The 24,496-nt window shown below is 56.6% G+C and carries 16 protein-coding genes and 6 pseudogenes; 1 reads left to right on the forward strand and 21 read right to left on the reverse strand.

Annotated features, from left to right (window positions below):
• Positions 1 to 226 precede the first annotated feature (226 nt).
• Positions 227 to 990, forward strand: a pseudogene (locus AC0L7U_RS08850) (gamma-glutamyl-gamma-aminobutyrate hydrolase family protein).
• Between the two features lie 123 nt (positions 991 to 1,113).
• Here the strand turns inward: AC0L7U_RS08850 and AC0L7U_RS08855 are convergent.
• From AC0L7U_RS08855 to arfA, 21 genes and pseudogenes are all read right to left on the reverse strand, one after another.
• Entirely contained in the window at positions 1,114 to 1,443 is a 330-nt protein-coding gene (locus AC0L7U_RS08855) for a hypothetical protein (protein ID WP_473695406.1), read from the reverse strand.
• Positions 1,331 to 2,107 carry a TRAP transporter substrate-binding protein gene (locus tag AC0L7U_RS08860; RefSeq protein WP_473695408.1) on the reverse strand — a complete coding sequence of 259 codons (777 nt, stop codon included), beginning with the start codon at positions 2,105 to 2,107 and terminating at the stop codon, positions 1,331 to 1,333. Before AC0L7U_RS08860 ends, AC0L7U_RS08855 begins: the two co-directional genes overlap by 113 nt.
• A gap of 247 nt (positions 2,108 to 2,354) precedes the next feature.
• Positions 2,355 to 4,343 carry a HoxN/HupN/NixA family nickel/cobalt transporter gene (locus AC0L7U_RS08865; protein ID WP_473695410.1) on the reverse strand — a complete coding sequence of 663 codons (1,989 nt, stop codon included), beginning with the start codon at positions 4,341 to 4,343 and terminating at the stop codon, positions 2,355 to 2,357.
• Between the two features lie 87 nt (positions 4,344 to 4,430).
• On the reverse strand, positions 4,431 to 5,345 hold the full coding sequence (locus AC0L7U_RS08870) for a LysR family transcriptional regulator (RefSeq protein ID WP_473695412.1): 915 nt from the start codon (positions 5,343 to 5,345) through the stop codon (positions 4,431 to 4,433).
• 25 nt (positions 5,346 to 5,370) lie between these two features.
• Entirely contained in the window at positions 5,371 to 6,963 is a 1,593-nt protein-coding gene (locus AC0L7U_RS08875; RefSeq protein WP_473695414.1) for a gamma-glutamyltransferase family protein, read from the reverse strand.
• A gap of 15 nt (positions 6,964 to 6,978) precedes the next feature.
• Positions 6,979 to 7,407 carry a WD40 repeat domain-containing protein gene (locus AC0L7U_RS08880; RefSeq protein WP_473695725.1) on the reverse strand — a complete coding sequence of 143 codons (429 nt, stop codon included), beginning with the start codon at positions 7,405 to 7,407 and terminating at the stop codon, positions 6,979 to 6,981.
• A gap of 564 nt (positions 7,408 to 7,971) precedes the next feature.
• Positions 7,972 to 9,039 (reverse strand): annotated as a pseudogene (locus tag AC0L7U_RS08885) (CobW family GTP-binding protein); the annotation flags it as partial.
• Between the two features lie 223 nt (positions 9,040 to 9,262).
• A complete protein-coding gene (locus AC0L7U_RS08890; RefSeq protein ID WP_473695416.1) occupies positions 9,263 to 10,225 on the reverse strand; it encodes a 2-hydroxyacid dehydrogenase in 963 nt (320 codons plus the stop codon).
• A 187-nt stretch (positions 10,226 to 10,412) separates the two neighbouring features.
• Positions 10,413 to 10,964, reverse strand: coding sequence for a substrate-binding domain-containing protein (locus AC0L7U_RS08895; protein ID WP_473695418.1), 552 nt, complete (start codon positions 10,962 to 10,964; stop codon positions 10,413 to 10,415).
• Positions 10,954 to 11,517, reverse strand: a complete 564-nt coding sequence (locus AC0L7U_RS08900; RefSeq protein WP_473695420.1) for a LacI family DNA-binding transcriptional regulator — start codon at positions 11,515 to 11,517, stop codon at positions 10,954 to 10,956. Before AC0L7U_RS08900 ends, AC0L7U_RS08895 begins: the two co-directional genes overlap by 11 nt.
• A 407-nt stretch (positions 11,518 to 11,924) precedes the next feature.
• Complete coding sequence (locus tag AC0L7U_RS08905; protein WP_473695421.1) at positions 11,925 to 12,506, reverse strand: NAD(P)H-dependent oxidoreductase; 582 nt, start codon at positions 12,504 to 12,506, stop codon at positions 11,925 to 11,927.
• Between the two features lie 62 nt (positions 12,507 to 12,568).
• The gene (locus AC0L7U_RS08910) at positions 12,569 to 13,975 is read right to left on the reverse strand and encodes an FAD-binding oxidoreductase (protein ID WP_473695423.1); all 1,407 of its coding nucleotides are present in this window, start codon (positions 13,973 to 13,975) and stop codon (positions 12,569 to 12,571) included.
• A pseudogene (locus tag AC0L7U_RS08915) lies at positions 13,962 to 15,318 on the reverse strand (cytosine deaminase). The gene AC0L7U_RS08910 and the pseudogene AC0L7U_RS08915 overlap by 14 nt, the downstream one beginning before the upstream one ends.
• Positions 15,319 to 15,321: 3 nt before the next feature.
• Positions 15,322 to 16,171: pseudogene (locus AC0L7U_RS08920) on the reverse strand (ABC transporter permease).
• 56 nt (positions 16,172 to 16,227) lie between these two features.
• A pseudogene (locus AC0L7U_RS08925) lies at positions 16,228 to 17,035 on the reverse strand (ABC transporter ATP-binding protein).
• 180 nt (positions 17,036 to 17,215) lie between these two features.
• Positions 17,216 to 18,232, reverse strand: coding sequence for an ABC transporter substrate-binding protein (locus AC0L7U_RS08930; protein WP_473695425.1), 1,017 nt, complete (start codon positions 18,230 to 18,232; stop codon positions 17,216 to 17,218).
• Positions 18,233 to 18,687: 455 nt separating this feature from the next.
• On the reverse strand, positions 18,688 to 19,527 hold the full coding sequence (locus AC0L7U_RS08935) for a carbohydrate ABC transporter permease (protein WP_473695427.1): 840 nt from the start codon (positions 19,525 to 19,527) through the stop codon (positions 18,688 to 18,690).
• Positions 19,524 to 20,403 (reverse strand): annotated as a pseudogene (locus AC0L7U_RS08940) (carbohydrate ABC transporter permease). The gene AC0L7U_RS08935 and the pseudogene AC0L7U_RS08940 overlap by 4 nt, the downstream one beginning before the upstream one ends.
• 105 nt (positions 20,404 to 20,508) lie before the next feature.
• The gene (locus tag AC0L7U_RS08945; protein WP_473695428.1) at positions 20,509 to 21,783 is read right to left on the reverse strand and encodes an extracellular solute-binding protein; all 1,275 of its coding nucleotides are present in this window, start codon (positions 21,781 to 21,783) and stop codon (positions 20,509 to 20,511) included.
• Positions 21,784 to 21,852: 69 nt separating this feature from the next.
• Positions 21,853 to 22,923 (reverse strand): ABC transporter ATP-binding protein, encoded by a 1,071-nt coding sequence (locus AC0L7U_RS08950; RefSeq protein ID WP_473695430.1) that lies wholly within the window; start codon positions 22,921 to 22,923, stop codon positions 21,853 to 21,855.
• A gap of 10 nt (positions 22,924 to 22,933) precedes the next feature.
• Positions 22,934 to 24,445 (reverse strand): arabinosylfuranosidase ArfA, encoded by a 1,512-nt coding sequence (gene arfA / locus AC0L7U_RS08955; protein ID WP_473695432.1) that lies wholly within the window; start codon positions 24,443 to 24,445, stop codon positions 22,934 to 22,936.
• Positions 24,446 to 24,496 lie beyond the last annotated feature (51 nt).

The raw sequence follows: 24,496 nt of genomic DNA on the forward strand, positions 1-24,496 counted from the left end.
TTGCAAGCAGGGACACTGAACCCAAAAAGTCCTGTTTCGAGAAAAATTTTGCGATATTCATTTCGTCAAAGTGGAAATTTATCTTCTTACGCTACGGCGATATGCAAAATTAAAGCCCCCAAACAAAAGCCTTGACCCACACGCCAGCCTTGCGGAAATTGCAGCGGAAAAACTTGTATAAATCACCGTCAAACCGACGGAAAACCGCTCAATCCGGGACATTGCAATGCACAAACCGCTCATTCTCGTGACAAGCGACGTCAAACCGGTCGACGGATATCGCTGGCATGCGGCCCCCTCCACCTATCTCAAAGCGGTAGTCTCCGGGTCAAATGCGCTGCCTGTGATCCTGCCGTCATTCGGTGAAGACATCGATCTGGACGATGTCCTCAGTCAGGTCGACGGCGTTCTGGCGACAGGGTCGCGTTCCAACGTCAACCCGACCCTCTATGGCGAAGAACCAACCGAAGAAAACGGCCCCTATGACGATGAACGCGACGCGACGACGCTGCCGCTGCTGCGCAAGGCCATCGCCAAGGGCGTGCCGGTTTTTGCCATCTGCCGCGGGATGCAGGAACTAAACGTCGCCTTTGGGGGAACGCTGCTGACGGAAATTCAAGACCTCAACGGTCGCAATGATCACCGTGCCCCCCTTCCGACAATCAGGACGAACGCTTTCGCATTGCCCACCCCATCCGCATCGAAGCAAACAGCCAACTTGCTCAGGTTCTGGACGGGTCAAGTGTCGAGGTAAACTCCGTCCATCGCCAGGCCGTCGGCGTTCCCGGCTCGGACCTGACCGTCGAAGCGCGCGCCGAAGACGGCACAATCGAAGCGGTCTCCGTACGCAATGCCAAGGGCTTTGTCCTCGCAACGCAATGGCACCCGGAATATTGGGTCGCCACGGACAGCCCGTCGCAATCGCTGTTTGCCGCCTTTGGCAAAGCCGCGCGCGATTACCGGGCACAACGTCTGGGCAAGGATGCCTGAGGTACTCAGCCATCAGGATACGGCGTCATAAACACGGCGCAAGTACCGCAGCGATGTGTTGTCCCGAAGCAAAAAGAGGGAGCCAAGCCCCTCTTTCTCAAGCCGATACTCGGCACTCGAATCTCAGATTTCAATTCCGAGAACGCGGTTGCGCTGTTGAGTAAAGCCAGTATCCGACAACAACATCCAGCGGCCGACATCAGAGCGTGATTTCAGGAAGCTCCCGTGGATCTGCTTGGTCAACTCGTCGTGCTGAATGGTCTCCTCGAAAACCTCTTCAGCCGCTTCGCCAAACGCATCATAGATCTCATCCGAGAACTTGCGCAGCTGCACGCCATGCTCATTGATAAGCTTGTCGAGATAGATGCCGTTGTTGTAGTTGGATTCGTCCAACTGATTGCCGTTTTCTTCCGCGCAAGCAACCTCGATGATCTTCTGATCTGCTGCAGACAACTGAGACAACCATGCCTTGTTCACGCCAAGTGTGAGCATCGTCCCTAGCTTCATGCATGCCCGGATGATAGTAATATTTGGCAGCTTCATAGAACTTCATGAAATAGTCATTCCACGGGCCAACCCACTCAGTCGCATCAATGGCCCCAGACACGAGGTTTTCGTAGATCTGACCGCCGGGCAATGACACAGCCGACACACCCAGCTTTGACATGACGTCGCCACCAAGACCCGGAATACGCATCTTGAGACCCTTGAGGTCGTCAGCGGTCTGAACTTCCTTGTTGAACCAGCCCCCCATTTGACAACCCGTATTGCCACAGGCAAACGGCTTGATGCCGAACTGATCAGACAGCTTGTCCCAAAGCGCCTGCCCGCCGCCGTAGCGCACCCAGGCGTTCATTTCCGTTGCCGTCAGACCGAAGGGAACCGCTGCAAAATAGGCGTAGCCTGGATGCTTGCCCTTCCAGTAATAGTCAACAGCGACATAGGCCTGGGCGTTGCCCGACGCCGTTGCATCGAAGGAATCAAACGCTCCAACACGTTCGCCGGCAGCAAAATACTGCACATTGATGCGACCTTCGCTAAGATCTGCAATACGCGCAGCCAAACGCTGCGCCGATGTCCCAAGCCCCGGAAAATCTCGTGGCCAAGGTTGAAACAATGACCATTTCCTGGCTGTCCCTGCGCAATTGCAGGGGCGGCCAGACCACCGCTGAGAACCGCTCCACCAGCCCCAAGCGCACTCGCTTTAAAAAACGAACGACGATCCATTAGTTCTCCTCCCAAATAGAACGAAACGTCTCCTCCAAGAGGAGCTTACATCGTTTACTGATCAAGTCCACCTTCACTTTGAGGAAGGACAGGAGGGATAGGTCAAGTCAACTTAAAATCAAAAGTCCGTTTCTTTGCTAAGTCGGAATAGCATTGAAAGAATTTTCACCCCACCCGACCGCCGCGATCAACATCGTGATACCCAACGTGAACACAAACAGAGCCGCAAGCGCTTCGATCACGCGGACTACCCGCATGCCCGCATTCGACTGATAGCCAAACAGGCGCAGAGCAAGGCCCTTTGCGCCGACGGCAAGCGCTGCGAGCAGGGAAACAGTAATGCCCGTTCCCACCGCCATGGCGAAGGTTGCGGCAATTCCAGCCCAGATCATGCCTTGCGACAAGGCAAAGACCAGAACAATCAAGGCGCCGGAACAGGGCCGCAGTCCCACTGCCAGAATGATCGACAGCGCTTTGCGTGGAGAGATATGCCCCTGCACCATTGCAGGTGTCGGCGCATGGGCATGACCACAGGTAGAGCAAACCTCCATCCCATGCGCGTCCTCATGGTGATGACCATGCGCGCTGTGATCATGGTCGGCGTGGAGGTGATGGTGCGAATGATCGCCGTGGACATGAGCCGTCTCATGGCTGTGGCTGTGACCACGCCCTAACATCGGAGCCAGCAGCTTTTGCCAGAGAAGGACAGCCCCAAGCCCGGTCACCATGGCGTAGGACCCCACCTCGAACCAGCGCGCCGTATTGCTGATGGCGATACTCGTCATGTTCAACAGGATGGCCGCTGCTCCGATCAACGCCACAGCCGTCACGGCCTGAGCAAAGGCCGAGAGGAACGACAACACGATGCCCTTGCGCAAGGCTTCGTTGTTGGCAATCAGATAAGATGAAATCACGGCCTTGCCGTGCCCCGGTCCAGCTGCATGAAAAATGCCATAAAGAAACGATAATCCCATCAGGAACAACGCCGCATGCGGGTTGACCCGGAAGGCCCGCATCGCGTTGATCAGCTTGTGATAAAATGTCGCCTGCGCGCTGGCGATAACGCCGAAAAACCGGTTGGACAATCCACTTAAAAACCCATTGCCCTTGGCTGTTACCGCCGCATCGGCAGCTTGCGATGGCGCAGGCGGTGAGACTGGTGTCTTTGTCTGCATCGACTGAAAATCATCCGCAACCCGCTGATTTGCTGCCACGTCGCTCAGACTCTGCCCATTGCCACCAGATCCACCAATCACCAAACCGGTGATGGCACCCGCATCCATGACAGCGCCACCATTGGCGTCCGCTGCCACTTTGCCACCGCCCACCAGTCCATTGGCGGTTCCGGTCGCAGGCGCATCCGGGCACGTTACGATCATCTGATTGATCTGGGTCGCAGCGGCCGCGCGCAAGTTGTCCGGTATCTGACGCTGGTCCATGGGGATCTGGGCCAGCGCATAGGCAGCGACATCATCAAGCGGCGGCGGATCCTTGCGCGTCATCGTGCACTGAACCGGAGCATTTTCCACCTTCAGCGCCGTGCCGGTCTTGGCAAAGCGAAAGTCGACAAAATACGTCGGATCATAGACGTCAAGCGTGATCGGCTGCGTCGCTTCGCTGGCCTGTTTGAACGGCAAGGTGAAATGCAACTCAAGCAACGACACTGTCTTGGGGATCTTGGTTCCGTTGCGCTCTGCATCTTCCTTGATCGCGGCGAAATCCTGCGGCTTCAAGGCCCAATAGTCATGCAGCGGAACATCCACCAGTTTCAGGAAATAGCCCTTCGGCGGATTCTCGAAATCCAATTCCGCCCGCGTGTTATCGCCAAACGTGAAATAGCCGAAATCCTTCATGCCGGTGATGTTCACCTTGGCAAGGTCTGCCAATTCCGACTGGCTGTATTTGCCATCGCCGTTCTTGTCGAACCCCTGCAGGGCATAGGCGGTATAGGCATCATCAAAACGGAAAACATATTTGATCGCATCAGCCATCCCCTTGTCATTGAAGACAAGTGTCGCGTGGACCTCCACAAAGACATGCGGATGCGCCAGTGCAGGCAACGCAAGGCCGAGCAGGCAGGCAACTGCCAGCAGCACTGATGTGATGCGCGACCAGATCGTAAGCATTCCTAACACCACCCCGTCACCTCGCCCCACAGCGCGTGAGAAACGCTGCGTCCAAACGCCGGTTCTTATCCTGTTTGGTCCGTTCTGTCAGCCCGGACAGGGCATGCCTTCCTTGCGCCGCTCGCTGAACCAATGCGCCAGAAAATCGACAAGCGCCCGCACCTTGCCGGTCAAGTGACGTCGATGCGGATAAACGATATAGATCCCCAGATCATCTGGCTCATACTCGTCCAGAATGCGGATCAAGCGGCCATGATCAAGATCGTCGCTGACAAACGTCAAAGGCGTGCGCAGAAAACCCAGATTGCAGATAGCCGCCTCGCGTCCGCCTGCCGCACTGTTCACTTCGACAGGCCCATTGACCGTGACATTCTGTTTCTCGGCGCCCCGCGTAAACAGCCAGTTCTGCTTGAAACGATAGTTGGTGTCGACAATGCAGGGAACGCTGGACAGCTCCTGCGGGTTGGTCGGCGTACCATGCAATTCCAAAACCTGCGGCGATGCACAGACGACAGTGCGAAACGGTGCCAATTTGCGAGCAATCAGGCTGGAATCAGTCAGCGACGTCACACGCAGCGCCGCATCAAACCCCTCATCAACCAAATCAACGATGCGGTCATCCAGACGCAAATCCAGTTTGATGTCGGGATAGGCGACCAGAAATTCCATCATGGCGCGGTTGAACAGGCCGTCGCCCATGGACCGTGGCGCAGAAATTCTCAGCCGCCCACGCACAGCGTGATGAGACGATTGCACCGAGGTATGCAGATCATCGATTCGCTGAAGAATGTCCGTAGCTTCCTTGTAATAGGCCTCGCCCACTTCCGTCAGCGACACCTGCCGGGTGGTCCGGTTGAGCAATCGGCCGCCAAGCTCATCTTCCAGTTCACCGACATACTTCGACACGAGCGCCTTGGACCGACCCATCTCGCGGGCGGCTGCCGAAAAGCCCTTGCTGTCGACAACCTGAATGAAACACCGCATCCGGGTAATGGTATCCATTGATATTCTTTCCGCCCCTTGGCCGTTACGCGACAGCGGCTCCGCCGTCCGCACGCGGGTCATGTGCGCCTTCAAGGCCACCACGACTGTTGCGCTGGATCATACCCGCATGACCGGCAAGATCACTATAGCCTTCCGGCAAGATCATGACCTCGTGCCCCAGGCGCTCCAGATCGCGGATCACATCCGGATCAAAACGGTCCTCCAGACGCAATGCAGTTGTATCATCGCCCCAGGTCCGGCCCAGCAACCAGCGCGGCGCATCAATCGCCTCGCCAACCGACATGCCATGCATCACATGGCGGGCAAAGATCGCCGACTGGAACTGCGGCTGCCCGTCGCCACCCATGGTGCCATAGGTAATGGTCCGGCCATCGTTCAGTCGAGCCATGGCGGGCGACAGCGTATGAAATGGCAAGCGTCCGGGAGCAAGGACGTTCAAGGCATCTGGCCGCAGAGAGAAACTTGCGCCGCGATTCTGCCAGACTATGCCCGTGTCCGGCAGCACACAACCAGAGCCAAACTCCCAATATGTAGACTGGATGAAGGACACGCAGATGCCTTGCGCATCCACCGCGCCCATCCAGATGGTGTCGCCCAGATCGCCGGCGCGCCGCCAGTCTTGCGCCCGCTTCATGTCAATCAGAGAGGCTTCCTCTGCCAGCCACTCCGGCGTCAGATAATCCCGCACCTTGTGATCACTATGAGCCGGATCCGTCACCACCTGATCGCGCAAATCGAAGGCCCGTTTTGTCGCCTCCACCATGCCATGCACGAAGGGCGCCCCTTCGCGCGGCGGCAAGTCCAGACGATCAAAGAGCCCGAGAAGAACGACGGAGGCCAGACCTTGCGTCGGCAGTGGCGTGTTGAAAATCGTGCCCTGCTTCAAATGCACCTTGAGCGGATCGCGGAACTTCGCCTCGAAGGCCTCCAGATCCGCCTGCGTCACCGGCGCGCCAATACGCTCCAGATCCTCGGCGATGGAGTGCCCGACGTCGCCACGGTAGAAATCATCAAATCCAGCATGCCCGAGATGTTCCAGCGTATCAGCCAGACGCTCCTGCCTGAGTATGTCCCCTTGCGCAAGCGGCTTGCCATCTTTCAAAAAGACATCGGCAAAGCCTGGCTGAGCTTCGAGTTCAGAAAGTTTGTCCCTGGTCAGGGCCGCTTGAGACCTCGACACCGCGATGCCATCCTTGGCATGTCGCACAGCCGTCGCCATCAGATCGCCGCGCGGCAACCGCGCGGCATTGATGCTCGTAGCCGCTTCATGTGCCTTGGCCCATCCGCCAACCGTGCCGGCAACCGTCAGGGCAGCAAGAGGCCCTCGGGTTGGAACGCTGCCATGACCAGCACGGTGGTACAGTTCAGGTCTGGCCAACGATCCGGCAGCCCCACAGGCCATCAGCGCACGGGGGTCCTTGCGTGGCTCGGACATCAGCCAAAACCCGTCGCCGCCAATCGAGTTCATATGCGGATAGACAACGGCGATGGTGGCAGCCGCAGCGATCATCGCCTCAATGGCCGATCCACCTTCTGCAAGAATCTCGGCCCCCGCCTCGGCGGCGGCCCGATGCGGGGCAACCACCATGCCACCAGACGACGTAATCGTATCCATCAACCGTCCCGTTGTTCAGAGCAGGGAAACAATCCCGGCTTCGCCGTCCTCAGAGCCAAACACCAGGCGCGTTCCGTGATCATCCCATGCCAGAGCCGAAATCCTGGCCTTGCCGGGGCGACGCAGCAGCACTTCTGCATTGTCCTCCAATCGGCACATCATCACCATGCCATCCTGATAACCAACGGCAACAACGTCTTCCTTGGGGTGACAAGCAACACTGGTCACCAGTGCATCGCCTCGCACACCCAATTGCAAGGGTGTTTGGCCCATGGGGCCGGTCTTGCCAAAGAACGGCCAACAAATGGCGGCGTTGGCACCCGCTGTCGCAAGATAGCGTCCCTTCTTTGACCAACTCCAGGATTTCACCTTACCGGGATAGCCTGTCATACGCATGTCCTGCGCGTCAGCCATCCGCCAACCATGCAGAGCATTTTCCTGCATGGAGGTCACCAGATATTTGCCATCCGGCGAGAAGGTGACGTCCAGATGAGCGCCCTTCCAATTGTAGGTTTGCGGCTCACCTGCCGCATTGCCCCACCACAGAGTAACGCCATCGTAGCGGCCAACCGCAAGACGTAATCCCTTGGGCGCAAAGGCCAGCCCGCCGACGGCGCGCTCATGCGAAAACTCTTTTTCCGTGCCATCCGCAAGACGTACCCACGCTGTGCGCCCGGAGGCGAAAGCGACAGCACCGGACGGGCCGCTCGCGATCAGATCGATCCACTTGCGTGGGCGCTCGGCCAGCACCTCGGCCGAACCGTCCGTCGCCACGCGAATGATCTTGCCATCATCGCCCGACGTGATCAGGCCATCACCGGCCAGCGCTTTTGCACAGGCCAGAATGCCGCCCTTGTGCGCGCGGTAGACTGTCTGTTTGCCATTAACGAAAATCACTTCCCCTTCACCATTGGCGAAGAAGGCCGTGTCATTCAGGAATCCGGCGCGGACGACAAAGCCGTCCACGTCTACTGGTGCAAGTGTTGGCAAGTTGCTCTCCTCAGACTTCGGCGATGCAGGCTCGAAGCTCTGCGCAATCTGGTCGAAGTCAAGATTGCGCCCGATGAAAACAAGACGGCTTTCACGCGGCTCATCCGGCTTCCAGTCACGCTGATGGTCGCCTTCAACAATCATGTGAACGCCCTGAAGCACATAGCGCTGCGGATCGCCCTTGAACGCCAGAATGCCTTTGAGACGCAGGATATTGGGACCGTCAATCTGCGTAACCTGATTGATCCAGTGAAAAAACAGATTGGGATCAAGGTCGCCCGCCTGAAGAGAGACACTTTTCACCGAATGCGGGTTTTCATCTTCATCATGATGATGGTGGTCATGCCCGTGTTCATGATCATGACCGTGATGATGGTGATCATGATCGCAGTCGGGACCGCAGTCGTCCGCGTGGTGACCATGTTCAAGAAAATGTGGATCAAGCGACAGAATGCGATCCAGGTCAAAAGCTCCCTTGTCGAGCACGGCCTGCAAGTCGATGGCACACCGTTCCGTCTTGTGGATGACGGCATAGGGGTTGATCTTGCGAATGCGCGCTTCCACCGTTGCCAGCTCGGCCGCATCCACCAGATCGATCTTGTTCAGCAAGATGACATCGGCGAAGGCAATCTGATCTTCAGCTTCCCCGGTGTCGTCCAGACGCTGAAGCACGTGGCGGGCATCTACCACACCCACAACGGCATCCAACTTGGCGGCTGCACGCACTTCATCATCCATGAAGAACGTCTGCGCCACCGGAGCCGGATCGGCCACGCCTGTGGTTTCCACGATGATCGCATCAAACGAACCACGGCGCTTCATCAGGTTCTGAACCGTGCGGATCAGATCACCGCGCACCGTACAGCAGATGCAGCCATTGTTCATTTCGAAGATTTCCTCGTCGGATTCGACAAGAAGATCGTTGTCGATACCAACCTCGCCAAACTCATTGACGATCACGGCATATTTCTGGCCATGGTTTTCGCTGAGAATGCGATTGAGAAGTGTCGTCTTTCCAGACCCGAGATAGCCGGTCAGAACCGTCACCGGAATTTGCTTGGACGCACTGTCCTGTGTGGTGGACATGATGAATACCTCAAAAGCAATTGCGTGGGAGCCATTTGGGGATCGCCCATGGCCCAGTCACGCCGGATATAGGCATTCGCCGCAGCGAATGGGAGGGGCGCGCCCGTCAAGACGCGCCAGATTAAGGCTAAGGTCATGGACCCGCGACCAGAGGATCACCGGACAACACATCATAATCCTGACATCAACCGGCGAAGCCAACACGCAATGATCCTCGCCAGGGTCACGCTTTGTTGGGCGTCTCCGCAACCGGAGTAACGACCTTGCCAGTTTTGAACCAGGCTTTCAGATTGTCGACGACAAGCTGGCCCATGGCATCGCGTGTGTGAACCGAGGCCGAGCCGACATGCGGCAAGAGCACTGCATTGGAACACTCGACCAGCGCCTGAGGCACCTTCGGTTCATCTTCGAAAACATCCAGTCCAGCCGCAAGAATGGTCTGGTTTTGAAGCGCCGCGATCAGGGCAGTTTCATCAACCACCGTGCCACGCCCAATATTGACCAGAACACCCTCTGCGCCCAACGCCGACAGCACTCCAGCATCGACGGCATGATGCGTCGAAGCCCCGCCCGGAGCCACAACCATCAGCGTATCACAAATCTCGGCCATGCCTTTCAGCGTCGCATGATACGGATACGCAACATCGTCCTGCTTGTGCCGACCATGATAATGAATTTCCAGCCCGAACGCCTCTGCCCGTGTGGCAATCGCCTTGCCGATGCGCCCAAGGCCCATGATGCCCATCTTGCGATTGCGCAACGTGCCGCGGGTCAGGGCGAAAGCGCCTTTGGATTCCCAATTTCCGTCTCGGATCCAACGCTCGGCCTTCGGCAACTCACGTGTCGCCATCAGCAAAAGCGCAATCGCAGTGTCAGCCACTTCGTCCGTCAGGACATCAGGTGTATTGGTCACCATGACACCGCGCGCAGCACAAGCCGCCGCATCAATATTGTCATAGCCGACGCCGAAATTGGCCACAATCTGAAGATTGGGGAACTGATCCAGAAAGGCCTGATCAACGCGCGCACCAACGACTGCCGCACCTGTGATTGACGCACCACATTCCTCGATCAGAGTAGCCAGCTCATCCGCTTCATAACCTTTGTGCACCGTGAACTGCTCTTCCAACTGTGTGGCAATCAGATCGCGCATGGGGCGGGGCATATAGATTTCAGGCGAGGCCATTCTGCATCCTTCATCTTTTCAAGGAGATCACGAGATCAGGACCCTGATCTTTCGACCAAGAAAGCAGGTTCACACCCGAGCTGCAAGGCAGCTTCACGCATTGTCCAGCACACAGACTTCAACAAACACCAGAAACGCCGAGACCTGTTCAGATGACACACGCCGAAAAGCCTCGGCACAAGCCGTGTCAGCGCTGTCTCTGATGGGTAAAGAGGATGGAGCTTTCTCGCAAACAGAGTTCCGGTTCAATGAGGATCGGCCGATAGGGCACCCGTTCTCCGGCGACCTGACGCATCAAAGTCAGGGCACTCAACTTGCCGATCTTGTCCGGGTTGTTGTCCATGGTCGTCAAGGAGGGCGTCACAATGTCTGCCCCCTCAATATCGCCGTACCCGGTAACGGCCAGATCGCGACCCGGCTCCAATCCACGCTTGCGCAACCCGTCGATAATGCCCCAGGCGACGAGATCATTGAAGCACACGACCGCCGTCGGGCGCTCGGATGCCTCCAGCAACTGATCAACGCAATTGAAGCCATCCATGCGGGTTAGCAAATCGGAGATATCGAGCTGTGCGCCGGGATCAAAATTTGCCCGCAACAACGCCTTGCGCCAGCCTTCTCGCCGCTCCTGCCCGGTGGATGTGCCACGCAAACCACCAGCAAAAGCAATCCGTCGATGGCCACGCTCAATCAGATGTCGGGTAATCGCATTGCCGCCAAGACGATCATCACCGCCCACAAACGGTGCCCAAGCGCCATGGAATATTACGCCCGCACAACGTCACCGGAATGCCCTGACCAACCAGCCGATTGACCTCTTCCTGCCCCGTGCCTGCCGCCGGGCACAACACCAGACCGTCGGCACGTTGCTGCAACAAAGTGGTGATGAAGGCACGCTGACGCTCAATGTCATTGCGATGGCTGCAAACAACGATCATCTGCCCCTGATCTTCAAGGGTTTCTTCAAGAGCAACGAAGATGTCGGAAAAATGCGGACTAAAGACATCGTGGACAGCGAAGCCAATGATCTGGCTGCGCGCCGTGCGCAGCGATGCCGCGGAACGATTGTGAATGTAGCCAAGCTCTTCCGCCGCCGCCTTGACACGCTTGCGCGTTTCGGCAGAAATCGCTGAATTGTCTCGTAAAGCAAGTGAAACGGTTGCGGTAGAGAGCCCGAGCTTATCCGCAATATGCCCTAGCGTCAGGCGCTTGGGCGAGGGCGGGTATTCGGGAGCCCCTGCCCGTCCGTTCTCTGGAAAACCTGCCCTGTCGGGCCCGGTTTCATCGCTCATTCACGCCTCACGACCCGTCTTCTGCTGCCTCTCTGATGACACAGCTCCGGGCGAAGCGCAAATCAGGTGAGCACCGATCCCAACATCAATGCAACGACGGCGATACAGATCCAGATGATCAGGGACTTTTGAAAGGATGCGCTGGACCGCATCCCCCGACGAGATTGCCCCTGCGCCGGCCGGGACAAGGGGCTGCGCCTGAAAGATCTGCGCGACACTTTGCCGAAGCGTTTCTTCAGCTCTGCCGCCCGGCGGGCACCCCTATCTTCGTCCAGTGTTTTACGCGCCATCGTTCAACTTTGCAGAGGTCCAGTTTCGTCAAGAGTTCCCTTGTGAAATAGGCCCCGAAAGGCAAAACTTCAATTGTCGGTTTCCTGAAGGGTTAATCGGCCCTCCTGAAGCCCCCTTCAAAAGCGCCGCATCTGCGCACCAACCTTTTGCAAAAAGCCTTTGCGGCGCGTTTCCCCGGCTCGGTTCATGTCATAGAGCGCCATATATTTCACCGGCGTGATCGACCGCGTGATGCCTCGGAACACTCGCACCCCGATCTTGCGTGGCGGATCCCCCACGAGAAAGGTTCGCAACCACGACCCACCATAGGTGGTGATGATCGCCACCTTGCGGATGTTGGTCAGACAGGCGACCACCTTTCCGTCTTCCATATCGAACGACACGCCGGGCAGAAACACCCGGTCCATGAATCCCTTGAGGATGGCAGGATAGCCATAATTCCAAACAGGCGTGACAATCACCAGGGCCTCCGCCTTCAAAAGGCGCTCGACATAAGGCGCAACCGTTTCCCGATTGATATCTTTGTCGTGGTAGTTCAACCGCTCTTCCCGGCTCAAGATCGGATTGAAGCCTTCCTCATAGAGGTCGCAATTGTCGATCTCATGTCCTGCGTCCCGCAATCCGCTCAAGACCTCCCGATGCAAGGCCGCAGCAAAGCTGTTTTCAACCGGATGAGAAAAGAGAACCATGGTACGCATCGGGCAGAAACTCCTGAGCAATTACATAAAACAAAAATGGATCCGGGCGGTGGCCAAGACGCCTATGCCGTTTGCAGACCGGGGAACAGAAACACCTTGTCGGAGGTGTAATCGTAATCGGGATTTTCCCAGGCAATCATCTTGCCTGGATTGAGCAAGCCCTTTGGGTCTGCTTCCCGTTTGAACGACAATTGACTTTCGTCGGTCTGCTTCATGCCACCTTCTTCCAGCGTGTAGCGGTGTGGATTGAACACCGGGCAGCCGTTGTCCTCATAAAGGCGGATGATCTCGTTAAGCCGCTCTTCGCTTGAATACCGGACCAGCGGCAGGCCGAAGCAGGTGATCTTGCCGTCGAAGCGCACGAACTCCAGGTGCTCTGGCACCTCATCGCCCAAAAGCTCCGCCATTCTCGCAATCTTCTGCAAGTGGTCCGGAAAGGGATACAGAACCTGCAGATAGGTGATGGATGGATCAACCCGCAAGGCGCGCAAGGTGGTGTGATTCCAGGCCAGCTCATAAGCCGGCGGAAGGCCCTTTTTTTCCTCTTCGCTTGCCAAATCGGCGCGATACAGGAGCGATGCTTGGGTAAAGCGCTGCATGAATGTGACAAATGCATCCATGGCGAAGGAAGCAACCATACAGATCGTCACCGACTGATCCCGGCGGATGAACTTGGCATGACGCAGAAAATAATCGTGCGGCACGGGGGCGGCCACCGGCGACACTTCCTTCAGCAGCAAACCATCCTGATTGCCAAGAGCATCGGCAAATTCGGCAGCCTCGATGAAGCTATCATGACCAACGAGCACATCGACCCAGTCATAGGCAGCCGTCAACGGCATTTCGATCTCGGTGATGACACCATTGGTACCATAGGCATGCATGACCTTTTGCAAGTCATTGCCAGTCAGTTCCAGCACACGCGGTTCAGCCTCCATGGTCAGAACCCGCAGGCGGATGACGTTGCCCAGATCCCGCAGCCCGCCCCAATTGATAGACCCGACACCGCCGGAACCACCAGCGATGAAACCGCCAATGGTGGCCATTCGGTATGTCGAGGGATGCAGCCGCATTTCCTGACCGGAATGCAGGCGCGTGGCCGTGTCGATCTTCGAAATAATGGCCCCCGGCTCAACAATGACGCGACCGGGCCGGATGTCCTTGACCCGGTCCATCTCCGCAAGGTTCAGCACCACCCCACCGGAAAGTGGCATCGCCTTACCATAATTGCCCGTGCCCGCACCGCGCACAGTAACCGGCACATCATGCGCATAACAGACAGCAAGCACCCGGCGCACGTCGTCTTCGGTTGTCGGCGTCACCACAAGCTCGCCGCTGACATGGTCGAGCTGCTCTTTGAGCACCGGCGAATACCAGAAGAAGTCCCGGCTCTTCTGTTTGACGATCCGCGGATTATCCTCGATCTGCAGACCCTCGAGATCGGCTTTGACCTGTTCAATGCGGCTCATGAGAGGCTTCCTTCTTCATCATCAGGTCATCCAGTTCGCGGTAGTCCGGCAAAGCGTCGGTTACTTTGCAGCCCTTGCGCAGGACAGCACGTGCACCGCGCGGGCGCGCGAGCCATTCGCTCCAGTTCCGTGCCCGCAAGACGATCAGATCGGCGGGCATTCCCGGCTTCAGACATCCGGCGTCAATCCCCATCAGATTCGCGGGGATGCGCGTTGCGCTGGTGATCCAGTCGCCAACCGGATGATCAAGGTGCAGGATGCGGGTTGCCTGCGTATAGACTTCGCTCATATCGAGGTCGCCATAGGCATAAAACGGATCGCGGGTGTTGTCGGAGGCAACGGCAACGGGGATACCGCGCGCCTTCATCTCATGTACCAGGGTTACCCCCCGCCAGCGCGGCGTTCGACCAGTCTGACGATCCTGAAGATACATATTGCACATGGGCAACGTCACGATACCGATACCGGCCCGCGCCACCAGATCCAGTGTCTCATCAGCAATGACATCGTCCTGACGCGCCAGCGAGCAGCAATGGCCGCACACGATCTTGCCGTCAAACCCAGCATCCAGCGCCGCTTCCGCGATCATGCGCAAGGAGACTGCAGAGGTATCGGCCGTTTCATCGACGTGAAAATCAAGGCTCAGACCTCTGTCCATCGCCGCCCGAAAGATGTGGTGCAGATCCAGCTTCAAAGTCGGAGACATATAGGTCACGGCACCCAGCGTGCCCCCGCATGCCACCATTCGATCTGCAATTCGCGCGAGAAAGCCCGGATCAAGGCTCACCCGATCCGCTCCGAAAAGACAGGATCCTTGCAGCTCGACACGGCCACGCCAGTCTTCCCGCAGCTCTTCGAAAACAGGCCAGGTAAATCGCATCCTGTGGCGGCAGACTGTCGATATGCGTGCGGATGGCAGATGTTCCATGGACCCAGGCGCAGCGCAAGGCGAAGTCCATGCGGCGGCGCACATCTTCGGCATCCCAAAACGCCACTCTGTCTTGCCCGGCAGCTTCAAGCGCGCCCGGAAAACTGCCATTCGGGTTGACCCGCCGCGGTGTAATATGACCCTTGTCGAGGTGCGTGTGCAGATCAACAAAAGTCGGCAGCACCATGCCCTGATCCAGATCAACGACTGTCAAATCAGAGGTACGGGCCGACGCCATGCCATTTGGCAAGGAGGGCGTGATCGATTTGAGGATGCCATCCCGCACCTCAAGATCGACCAGAACAAGATCATCTCCCAAACCGGCCAATGACACCCCAGACACCAGACAGGCAGGTACCCTGGCATTGGCAAGGAGGGCATTGCCTGTCAACGCCTGTTCCAGATCATCGAACATACCTCAATTCTCCCGGCGCAATGCGCTTTCATGCCATTTGCGCAGGGCAAGATGGGACACGAGGCTGGTCAATGCGAAGATGAGAATACCGGTCAGGGACAGCAGGAACAGGGCTGCGAACATGCGGGGAATATTCAGGCGGAACTGTGCTTCCAGAAGACGGTAGGCTAGACCCGATTGCGCCCCGGCCGAGCCCGCCGCAAATTCAGCTACCACTGCGGCGATCAGCGCCAACCCTCCGGCAATGCGCAGGCCCGCCAGGAAATACGGCAAGGCGTTGGGCAACTGAAGAAGCACCAACGTCTTCCACCGGCTTGCGCCATACAGCTCGAACAGATTCAGCAGGTTGTGGTCTGTCGATTTGATACCTTGGGTCGTGTTGGACAAAATAGGGAAAAAGGCGACGATCCAAGCACAGATCAGCAGCGCGGCCTGTGTGCTTGGCGCATAGATCAGGATCAGCGGCGCAATTGCAACGATCGGCGTGACCTGCAAAACCACCGCATAGGGATAGAGCGCCAGTTCGAACCAGCGCGACTGGGTCATCAGGATGGCCAGAGCCACACCACCGACAAGCGCAATGCCCAGCGCACTGAAGGTGATCTTCAATGTCACCAGCAAGGCGCTGGACAGAATGCCCCAGTCTGTGACAAGCGCTTCAGCCACGCGTAAGGGGCTTGGCAGAATGTAATGCGGCACATTGTAGGCCGCGACGTACACAGGCCCAGATAATAACCAGCAGCACCAGCATGAAGACGGGCACGACAACCTTCAGGATTCTTGTCCGCAGAGCCTCGCGCCGCACACTTGCGCCCCGAACATCTGCGGCAACAAAAGGCACCCCTCCAGACATAGCACTGGATTGAGAGGGCGCAGCGGCAACAGGACCTGAAATTGGTGCAGCGTCAGTCATAGATGATCGTTCGCCTCCATAGCCGTGTGAAGCGCGTTGGAGGCCTCCCGGCAGTAGCTGTTGTAGACATCGGATGTGCGGAACTCGTCGCCACGAGGATAGGGAGCGTCAATCGCCATGTCATTGACAACACGGCCCGGACGCGCGGCCATCACCACGATGCGGCTCGACAGATAGACGGATTCATAGACCGAGTGTGTCACGAAGATCACGGTCCAGCCGAACTGCTCCCACAACCGCAAAAGATCGTTGTTCAACTTGAACCGCGTGATCTCATCGAGGGCAGCAAAAGGCTCGTCCATCAGCAGGATCTTGGGACGCGTAACCAATGCACGCGCAATCGATACGCGCATTTTCATGCCACCAGACAGTTCGCGCGGATACGCATCGGCGAAACTCTCCAGACCCACCATCGACAAGGCCTCCATCACCGCGTCACGGGAAGCCGATTTCGACTGACCCTTGAGGCGCAAAGGCAGCCAAACGTTTTTGAAAACGGTCGCCCAAGGCATCAACGTCGGCTCCTGAAAGACGAAGCTGATTTCCGGCGTAGCCTTAGCCAGATGCGTCATAGCCGGAAGTGGGCCAGTCAAGCGACCCGGACGAGGTCTCTCCCAACCCGGCAATGATGCGCAAGGCAGTGGATTTGCCGCAACCGGACGGACCTAGAAGACTGACGAACTCCCCCTGATTGACCGAGAGGTTCATGTCATGAAGGGCTGTGGTGCCGTTTGAGAACACCTTGGACACCCCGGACAGGGCGACAAGCGGCTTGCCGTCTTGAGGATTAGACGAGCGTGGCATTCTTGTAGTTTCTGCTAACAAGGAACAAGCTCCGTTTTACGCCAGAAGCCGGCGCTTACAGGGAAGACTGCCCGATTGGGCGACCGAAACGCCACGTGGCCGACAATCATCAGATCATCGCCGAACACGCCCGGATATACAGCCTCACCTCTCGACAAAATGAAATGGCGGATCTCGTTATTATTTCTTCTGATCGAGGCCAACGCCCTTGCACACGAACTCTGTCGTATAGGCATCGGTGATCTTGAGACCGGCCTGAATGACGCCCGCACCGCTCATCTGATCGTAGAAGGTCTTCTGACGCGCGTCGGTCATACAGCCAATGCCTTTGGTCAGCGTATCGCCAGAATCCACCAACCCATAATCCTTCATCGCCTTGATCGAATAAGCGATCTGACCATCAGTCATATCCGGATTTTCTTTTTTGATCAGCGCGTTTGCGGCCGTATTGTCGCCGTAGAGATAGTGATACCAGCCAATGATCGACGCATCGACAAATCGTTGCACCAAATCCTTGTTCTTGGCGACAAAATCCTTGCGCGCTTCAATCAAGGTCGAATAGGTGGCCCAGCCGTTGTCTGCCAAAAGGAAGATCTTCGGCTTCATGCCACCGACCTTTTCAATCGCATAAGGCTCGGACGTCACATAGCCCTGCTGAGCAGACTTCTTGTCTGCAAGGAAGGGAGCTGGACTAAAGGAATACGGCTTGTACTGGCTGTCATGAAAGCCCTTGTCCTTGGACTTCAACCACTGAAAATAAGAGGAGAACCCTTCCTTGGCCATGAAAATGGTCGGCAGCTTCGCCAGATCATCAATGGTTTCGAGACCCTGATCCGGGTGAGCCAGCAGCACCTGTGGGTCTTTCTGGAAAATACCGGCGACCTCAACGACGGGAATGTCCTGCGCCAAAGCATTCATTGGCGCCAGCATGTTGCCCGACATGTAGAAATCAATCTTGCCAGCCAGCAACAGCGCGCGGTTTGCTGCTTGTGGTCCGCCCTGAACGATCTTCACCTTGAGACCATACTTATCATATGTGCCATCAACGATGGCCTGATAGAAGCCGCCATGCTCCGGCTCGGCCAGCCAGTTGGTGCCGAAGGTGACGTTGTCCAGCGCAAATGCGCTGCCGGCAGTCATGCCAAGCGCCGTACTTACAGCAGCGAGGCCCAAAGTCATTTTTCTGAAAAATGCCATGTGTATCACCCTTCCTCTCACGCGCGCACCGATACGGCGGCGACCCTGCAATCGATCGGCGCACGCAAATATGCTGTCGCTGCCGCTGTGCCTCCATAGGCCCTGAGAGCGGAACAGGTTATCTGTGCCCTACTCTGCAATGCCTGTGCCACTTGGCAAAAACATCAGGAATCCTCGCGGGAAACCCGGGTTTGTAGGCTAAAACAGAGGAAACTGAGAAAGCGTTCGTCACTGATCCATAAGCCGACCGCAAAACTTGCTTAAAAAACGACCAAATCGGGAGATCGGGCTGCTCGCACTTTGCGCAAGCACTGCAAAGGTCCCATAGGGGCGGAGCCACAGCCGCGGATCCATAAAGCAAACAGACGAGCCGAGGCCCGCCTGTTTGAAAGAAAAAGAATGCACGGTCGACCCGGGTCCGCCAACGCTTGCCAACCGTGCACGTCCAGTCTGAACTACCCTTTCACACCGGACGAAATCATGACGGCTTCTGTGACCTTCTTCTGGAAGATCAGATAGGCAACTGCGACCGGCATGGCTGCCAGCAAAGCCACCGCCATCAGCCGTGCATAATGAACCCCAAACGCGTCATTGACCTGCGTGATCCCCACTGGGATGGTCATCTGGTTTTCCGTGGTGATCACCAGGAAGGGCCACAGGAACTGGTTCCACGCCGTGATGAAGGTCACGATGGCAAGCGCGGTGGTGATGCCCCAGTTCAACGGCAGATACAGCTTGAACAGCAAGACATAGTGGCCGCCACCATCCAGCACGACGGCTTCTTTCATCTCGCTTGGCACTGCATCGAAGAACTGCTTGTAGACGATAATGACCACCGGAACGATGAGCTGCGGCAGAATGATCCCCGCCCAGGTGTTGATCAGATGCAGATGGTTCATCAACACGAACTGGGTCACCACCAGCGCCTGTGTCGGGATCATGAAACTGGCCAACACGATGCCATAGAGCAAACGACGCCCGGGAAACCGCATCTGCGACAATGCATAGGCGCACATCATGCCGCAGATGATAACAACCACCGTAATGATGACCGCAGTGCCAATCGAATTGGCATACCACGTCAGCATCTTGGTGTTCCGCAGCACTTCTATGTAGGCGGTGGGATCAAAGATATCCGGCAGAATGCCCGAATTATTGCCCACGACCCGATTTTCAGTGCGGATCGATGTCACGACCGCCCAGTAGACCGGGAAAATCCATAAGGCCGCGGCAAACAGGGTGCCAATGGTCAGGACGCTGTTTTCAACCTTCCGAATGTTGAATTTCGATTTCATCGACGCCCTCCCGCTCTGAGAAGCTGAAATTGCAGAACCGAGACAATGACAATGATCAGAAACAGCACCAGAGAAATGGCCGAAGCGTAACCACCGTCATTCAACTGGAAAGCCTCGCGATAGACCATCAACAACAGTACGTAAGATGTGTTGAAGGGACCGCCTTGACTGAGCAGATAAACCTGATCGAACAGTTTGAGCTGCAAGATGAGCTGCAATGTGAGCACCAAGGCTGTGACGGGCCAGAGCAATGGCCAGAGTCACACGCCGAAACTGCTGCCAACGTGTCGCTCCGTCCAGAGACGCAGCCTCATAATAGTCTTTTGAAATATTTCGCAGACCAGCAATGAACAGCAGCACATTGAAGCCATTGGTCCACCAGATTGTCACCACGGCAATGGATGGCATCACCCAGTAGGGATTTTTGAACACCGGGATCGACTTGCCGAACACAAACGCCAGCATGGGCTGAAGGATGCCAAACTGGAAATCGAACATCCAGTCCCAGATCATCGTGACCACCGACACGGGCAAAATATACGGTAAGAAGAATATGACCAGCACGAAGCCCTGCGTGCGCCCGCGCAGACGCGTGATCATCATCGCAATACCCAGCGCCAGCAGCGTTGTCGGCACGACGGTGAGCACCAGAAAATAACCATTGTTCTTGAGGGACGTATAAAACAGGTTATCGGTCAGCAAGCGTTTGTAGTTGTCCAGCCCGACCCAGTCTCCGGCGCCGATCAGCGGCGCGTTGGTGAAACTCAATTCCACCATGTGGATGGTCGGCCACAAAAAGACCAGCGCAAACGTCAAGACAAAAGGGGCCACCAGCGAAATGGCGACAATCGTCTCCTTGCGCCGATTGGTCAGCATTGCCACGGGTTCGTCTCCTGCAAGAGAAAATGCGGCTTCATGGGAAGTTCCGCCAGACAGAAGCTACGGCGACAACAGCCGCCGTAGCCAGGCACATGGAAAACCTCACCGCAGGTGCGACTGAAGTTCGCTCTGCATCTGTTTTGCGGCAGCTTCAGGTGTCAGATATCCGCTGAAGACCGGCGCAATGATGTTGATGGCCGCGTCATAAACCGGCGAAGCAACACCAGCGATCGGGGACCGCGGATCATAGGCAGCCGTGTCGACCAGCGAGGCGTAAGTCGCATTCGGCTGCAAAGTCTTGAAAGCCTCTGTGTCGCGGACCGGTTTATAGGCCGGAATGTGCCCGGCTCCTGCCCAGGAGATGGCGTGTTTTTCCATCCAGCCAATGACCTTCATGACAGCGGCCCGCTTTGCCGGATCCTTGTCACTGCCCTTCGGCAAGGCAAAGGAATGTGAATCGGCCCAGGTTGCCTTCTGAGACAGGAGCTTAGGCACCTGAACGGCCCCCCACTTGAAGCCAAGCGTACCCTGTTTCTGCATGTCCTTCATTGTCGGCACTTCCCAAACCCCGTTCAGGAAGAAGGCAGACTTTCCGGAGGTAAACAGTGCAACGGAGGCTTCATAGGAAGCCTGCTCAGGCTGCCAGCCGTTCTTGGCCCAGTCATTCATAATGCTGATCGCCTTGGTGGCTTTGGCAAGATTGTCGCCCGGCAGCACCTTGCCGTCCTTGATCAAGTCACCGCCCTGCTGTTTCAGCAGAGTGTAGAAAATCCGGTAAATACAGCCATCATCTGCCGTACCGTAGGATACGGGAGCACTCGAACCGTTTTTCTTGGCAACCGCGAGCGCATCCTCAAAATCCTTGAGGCTGTTGATGCCAGTTAACTTGCCATCCTTATCCAGGTACTTGGTGCCTTTGAAATATTTGGTATTGTAATAAAGCACAATCGAATGGATATCGAAGGGCACGGCATAAAGTTTGCCATCCGGGCCCGTCGCCGCGTTCAGCGTATGCTCAGGAAAATCCGACTTCTTCAGGTCCGCATTCTTGAGATCCTCATCGGTGATCGGGCTCAGGACGCCTTCCTTGAGACCAAGCGGCATACGCGACAGGTGATAGGTCATCACGTCGGGCCCCTGCCCGATGGCGACCGAGGTCCGCACCTTGGTGTAGAATGGGACGCCCCATTCCAGCGTCGTCGCATTGATCTTGATGTCCGGATTTTCCTTGTTGAATTCGCTGATCAGCGCCTTCATGCGAACGCCGTCACCACCGCTCAGAAAATCCCACCAGGTGATGTTTTGAGTGGCCGCAAAGGCCGGAACGGCCAACATGCTTGCCACACCTGCAATCATGAGTGTCTTCAGGTATTTCATCGTCTTCCTCCCAGTTCCCGACCGTGCCGCTCTCTCCCAACAACAGGCCGATTTGCCAAATCCAACGCTTTAACGCAGGCGAGCTCCTTCTTGCGAAAACACCAGAACATCCTGAGGCTCTGCGCCCAATCGCATTTCTTCGCCACTCAGCGACTGACGCTTGCCACGCCGTTCAACGACGATCTCCCGGCCGTCGCTCAACCGACTGTGCAGATAAGAAACCCCTCCCAGGTCTTCTTCCATTTCGACCACCGCCGAAAACCCCTCCGGGCGAAGCTCAAGATTTTCCGGACGCAAGCCCAATGTCACCTTCTGCCCGACAGCAATGTCGGATGTGACCGCAGCGCGCACCTTGGAAGACGTCCCCTCAAGCGAGCAGACAAGTCCTGTCTCATCATGGCCCTCAACCGTCGCCTGCAAGAAGTTCATGGCAGGCGAGCCAATAAAGCCGCCGACAAACTGATTGTCCGGGTTGTCGTAAAGATCCAGAGGCCTGCCGGCCTGCTGCACCGTGCCCTTTTTCAAGACGAAGATGTGATCCGCCAATGTCATTGCCTCAACCTGATCATGCGTCACATAGATCATCGTGGCTCCGATCTGCTTGTGCAGACGGGCCAGTTCAAGCCGCATCTGCACACGCAGTTCCGCATCCAGATTGGACAAAGGCTCATCGAACAGGAACACCTTCGGCTGACGCACGATGGCGCGTCCGATGGCAACGCGCTGCCGCTGGCCGCCAGATAACTGACTGGGCTTCTTCTTCAACTCATCCCCAAGTTGAAGAATGCGAGCAGCCTCATGCACCATGTCATCGACCTGCGATTTGGGTGCCCGCTTCAGCCGCAAAGAAAACGCCATGTTTTCATAAACGCTCAGGTGCGGATACAGCGCGTAAGACTGAAACACCATGGCAACGCCGCGCTTGGCGGGTTCTGTCATGGTGACATCCTCGCCCTCAATGGCGATGGAACCGGCGGTCGTCTCTTCCAACCCAGCTATCATGCGCAAAAGCGTCGACTTGCCACAGCCCGAGGGCCCCACGAAGACCGCGAAGTCTCCAGTGGGAATTTCAAGCGAGACGTCATGAATGACATCAAGCGCCCCGAACCGTTTGCGAACATTCGTCAGAGTGACACCCATGGCCGCCCCCTCACCCGACGTTCAGGCGAATGACGTGATAGGACAATGGAGCCAGCGCGCCTTTGACCTGACCATCCTCGACACCGACGCCCTTGCCCTTGCCCGGCACCACGTGATCCGGCTTGTCTGGACCATTGCGCGCTTCCAGATCATAGCCTTCAAACGAGATATGGTCGGCCAGTGACAGATTGGAAAAGCCCGGCAAGGACACGTCAAGCTCGGCGTTTTCACTCAGATGTCGGTTAACGATGAACAACGTCAACATACCCTCTTCCTTGTCATGCACTGCGGCGACATCAAGATATTTGACGTCATCAGCCACCGAGCAATCATAGGTCGGGCTATCAACGGCGACGTTCAGCGCATCACCGCGCCCATAAAGCGAAGCAAACTGATACGGATAGTAGATCGTTTGACGCCATGCAGGGCCATTCTTCTCGGCCCGGATCGGGGCGATCACATTGACCAGTTGGGCAATACAGGCAATACGCACCCGATCGGAGCGGCGAATGAATTCATTCAACAGCCCACCGACAAACAATGCATCCTCGAAGTTGTAGCTTTCTTCCAGCAGAGCGGGGGCTTCCGGCCAATCCCACTCCTTGATGCGACGATCATCGTTGTCACGATCATGGTACCAGACGTTCCATTCGTCAAAGCAGATGTAAACATCATTCTTGGCGCGCTTTTTGGCTTTCACATAGTCAATGGCACCGGCGATCGTCTGAATGTAACGACCGGTTTCCTCAATCTTGCCGAAATAATTCAGCGTGTCCTTGCTCTTATTGCCGAAGTATTTGTGCAGTGAGATGTAATCGACATTCTCATAGCACTCTTCCAGCACCTGACGCTCCCACTCGGGATACGTCGCCATGCGATCATTGGAGCTGCCGCAGACCACAGTTTCGATGGTGGAATCAAAGCCCTTGAATGCCTTGGCCGTTTCATTGGCAAGACGGCCATACTCAGTCGCAACCTTGTGGCCGATCTGCCAGGGACCATCCATCTCGTTGCCCAGACACCACATCTTGACGTCGTAAGGATCCTGACGACCATTGGCGCGACGCTTGTCACTCCAGGTGGTACCGCCCGGGAAATTGACATACTCAAGGAAATTGCGGGCATCCTCCAGGCCACGCGAACCAAGATTGACGGCCAACATCATTTCGATGCCGGCGGCCTCGGCCCAGATGGCAAAGTCGTCAATGCCGACCTGATTGGTTTCCTTCGAGCGCCACGCAAGATCAAGCCGCACAGGCCGCTGATCCTTGGGTCCCAGACCATCTTCCCAATGGTAGGCCGAGACAAAATTACCGCCGGGATACCGGATGGCCGGGATCTTGAGGTCCTGAACAAATTTCAGAACATCCTGCCGAAAGCCGTTCTTGTCCGCCTGCGGATGACCCGGCTCGTAGATGCCGGAATAAATGGCCCGACCCATATGTTCGATAAAAGCCGAATAGAGGCGACTGTCGATTGTGCTGATCCGGAAATCCCGGTGCACAGCTACACGAGCTTTCATATTCCCTCCCAAAGAATATATCAGAATTTCAGATTTACATCTGATTTACCG

The organism is Roseibium sp. 10G30-5 (assembly GCF_055809635.1).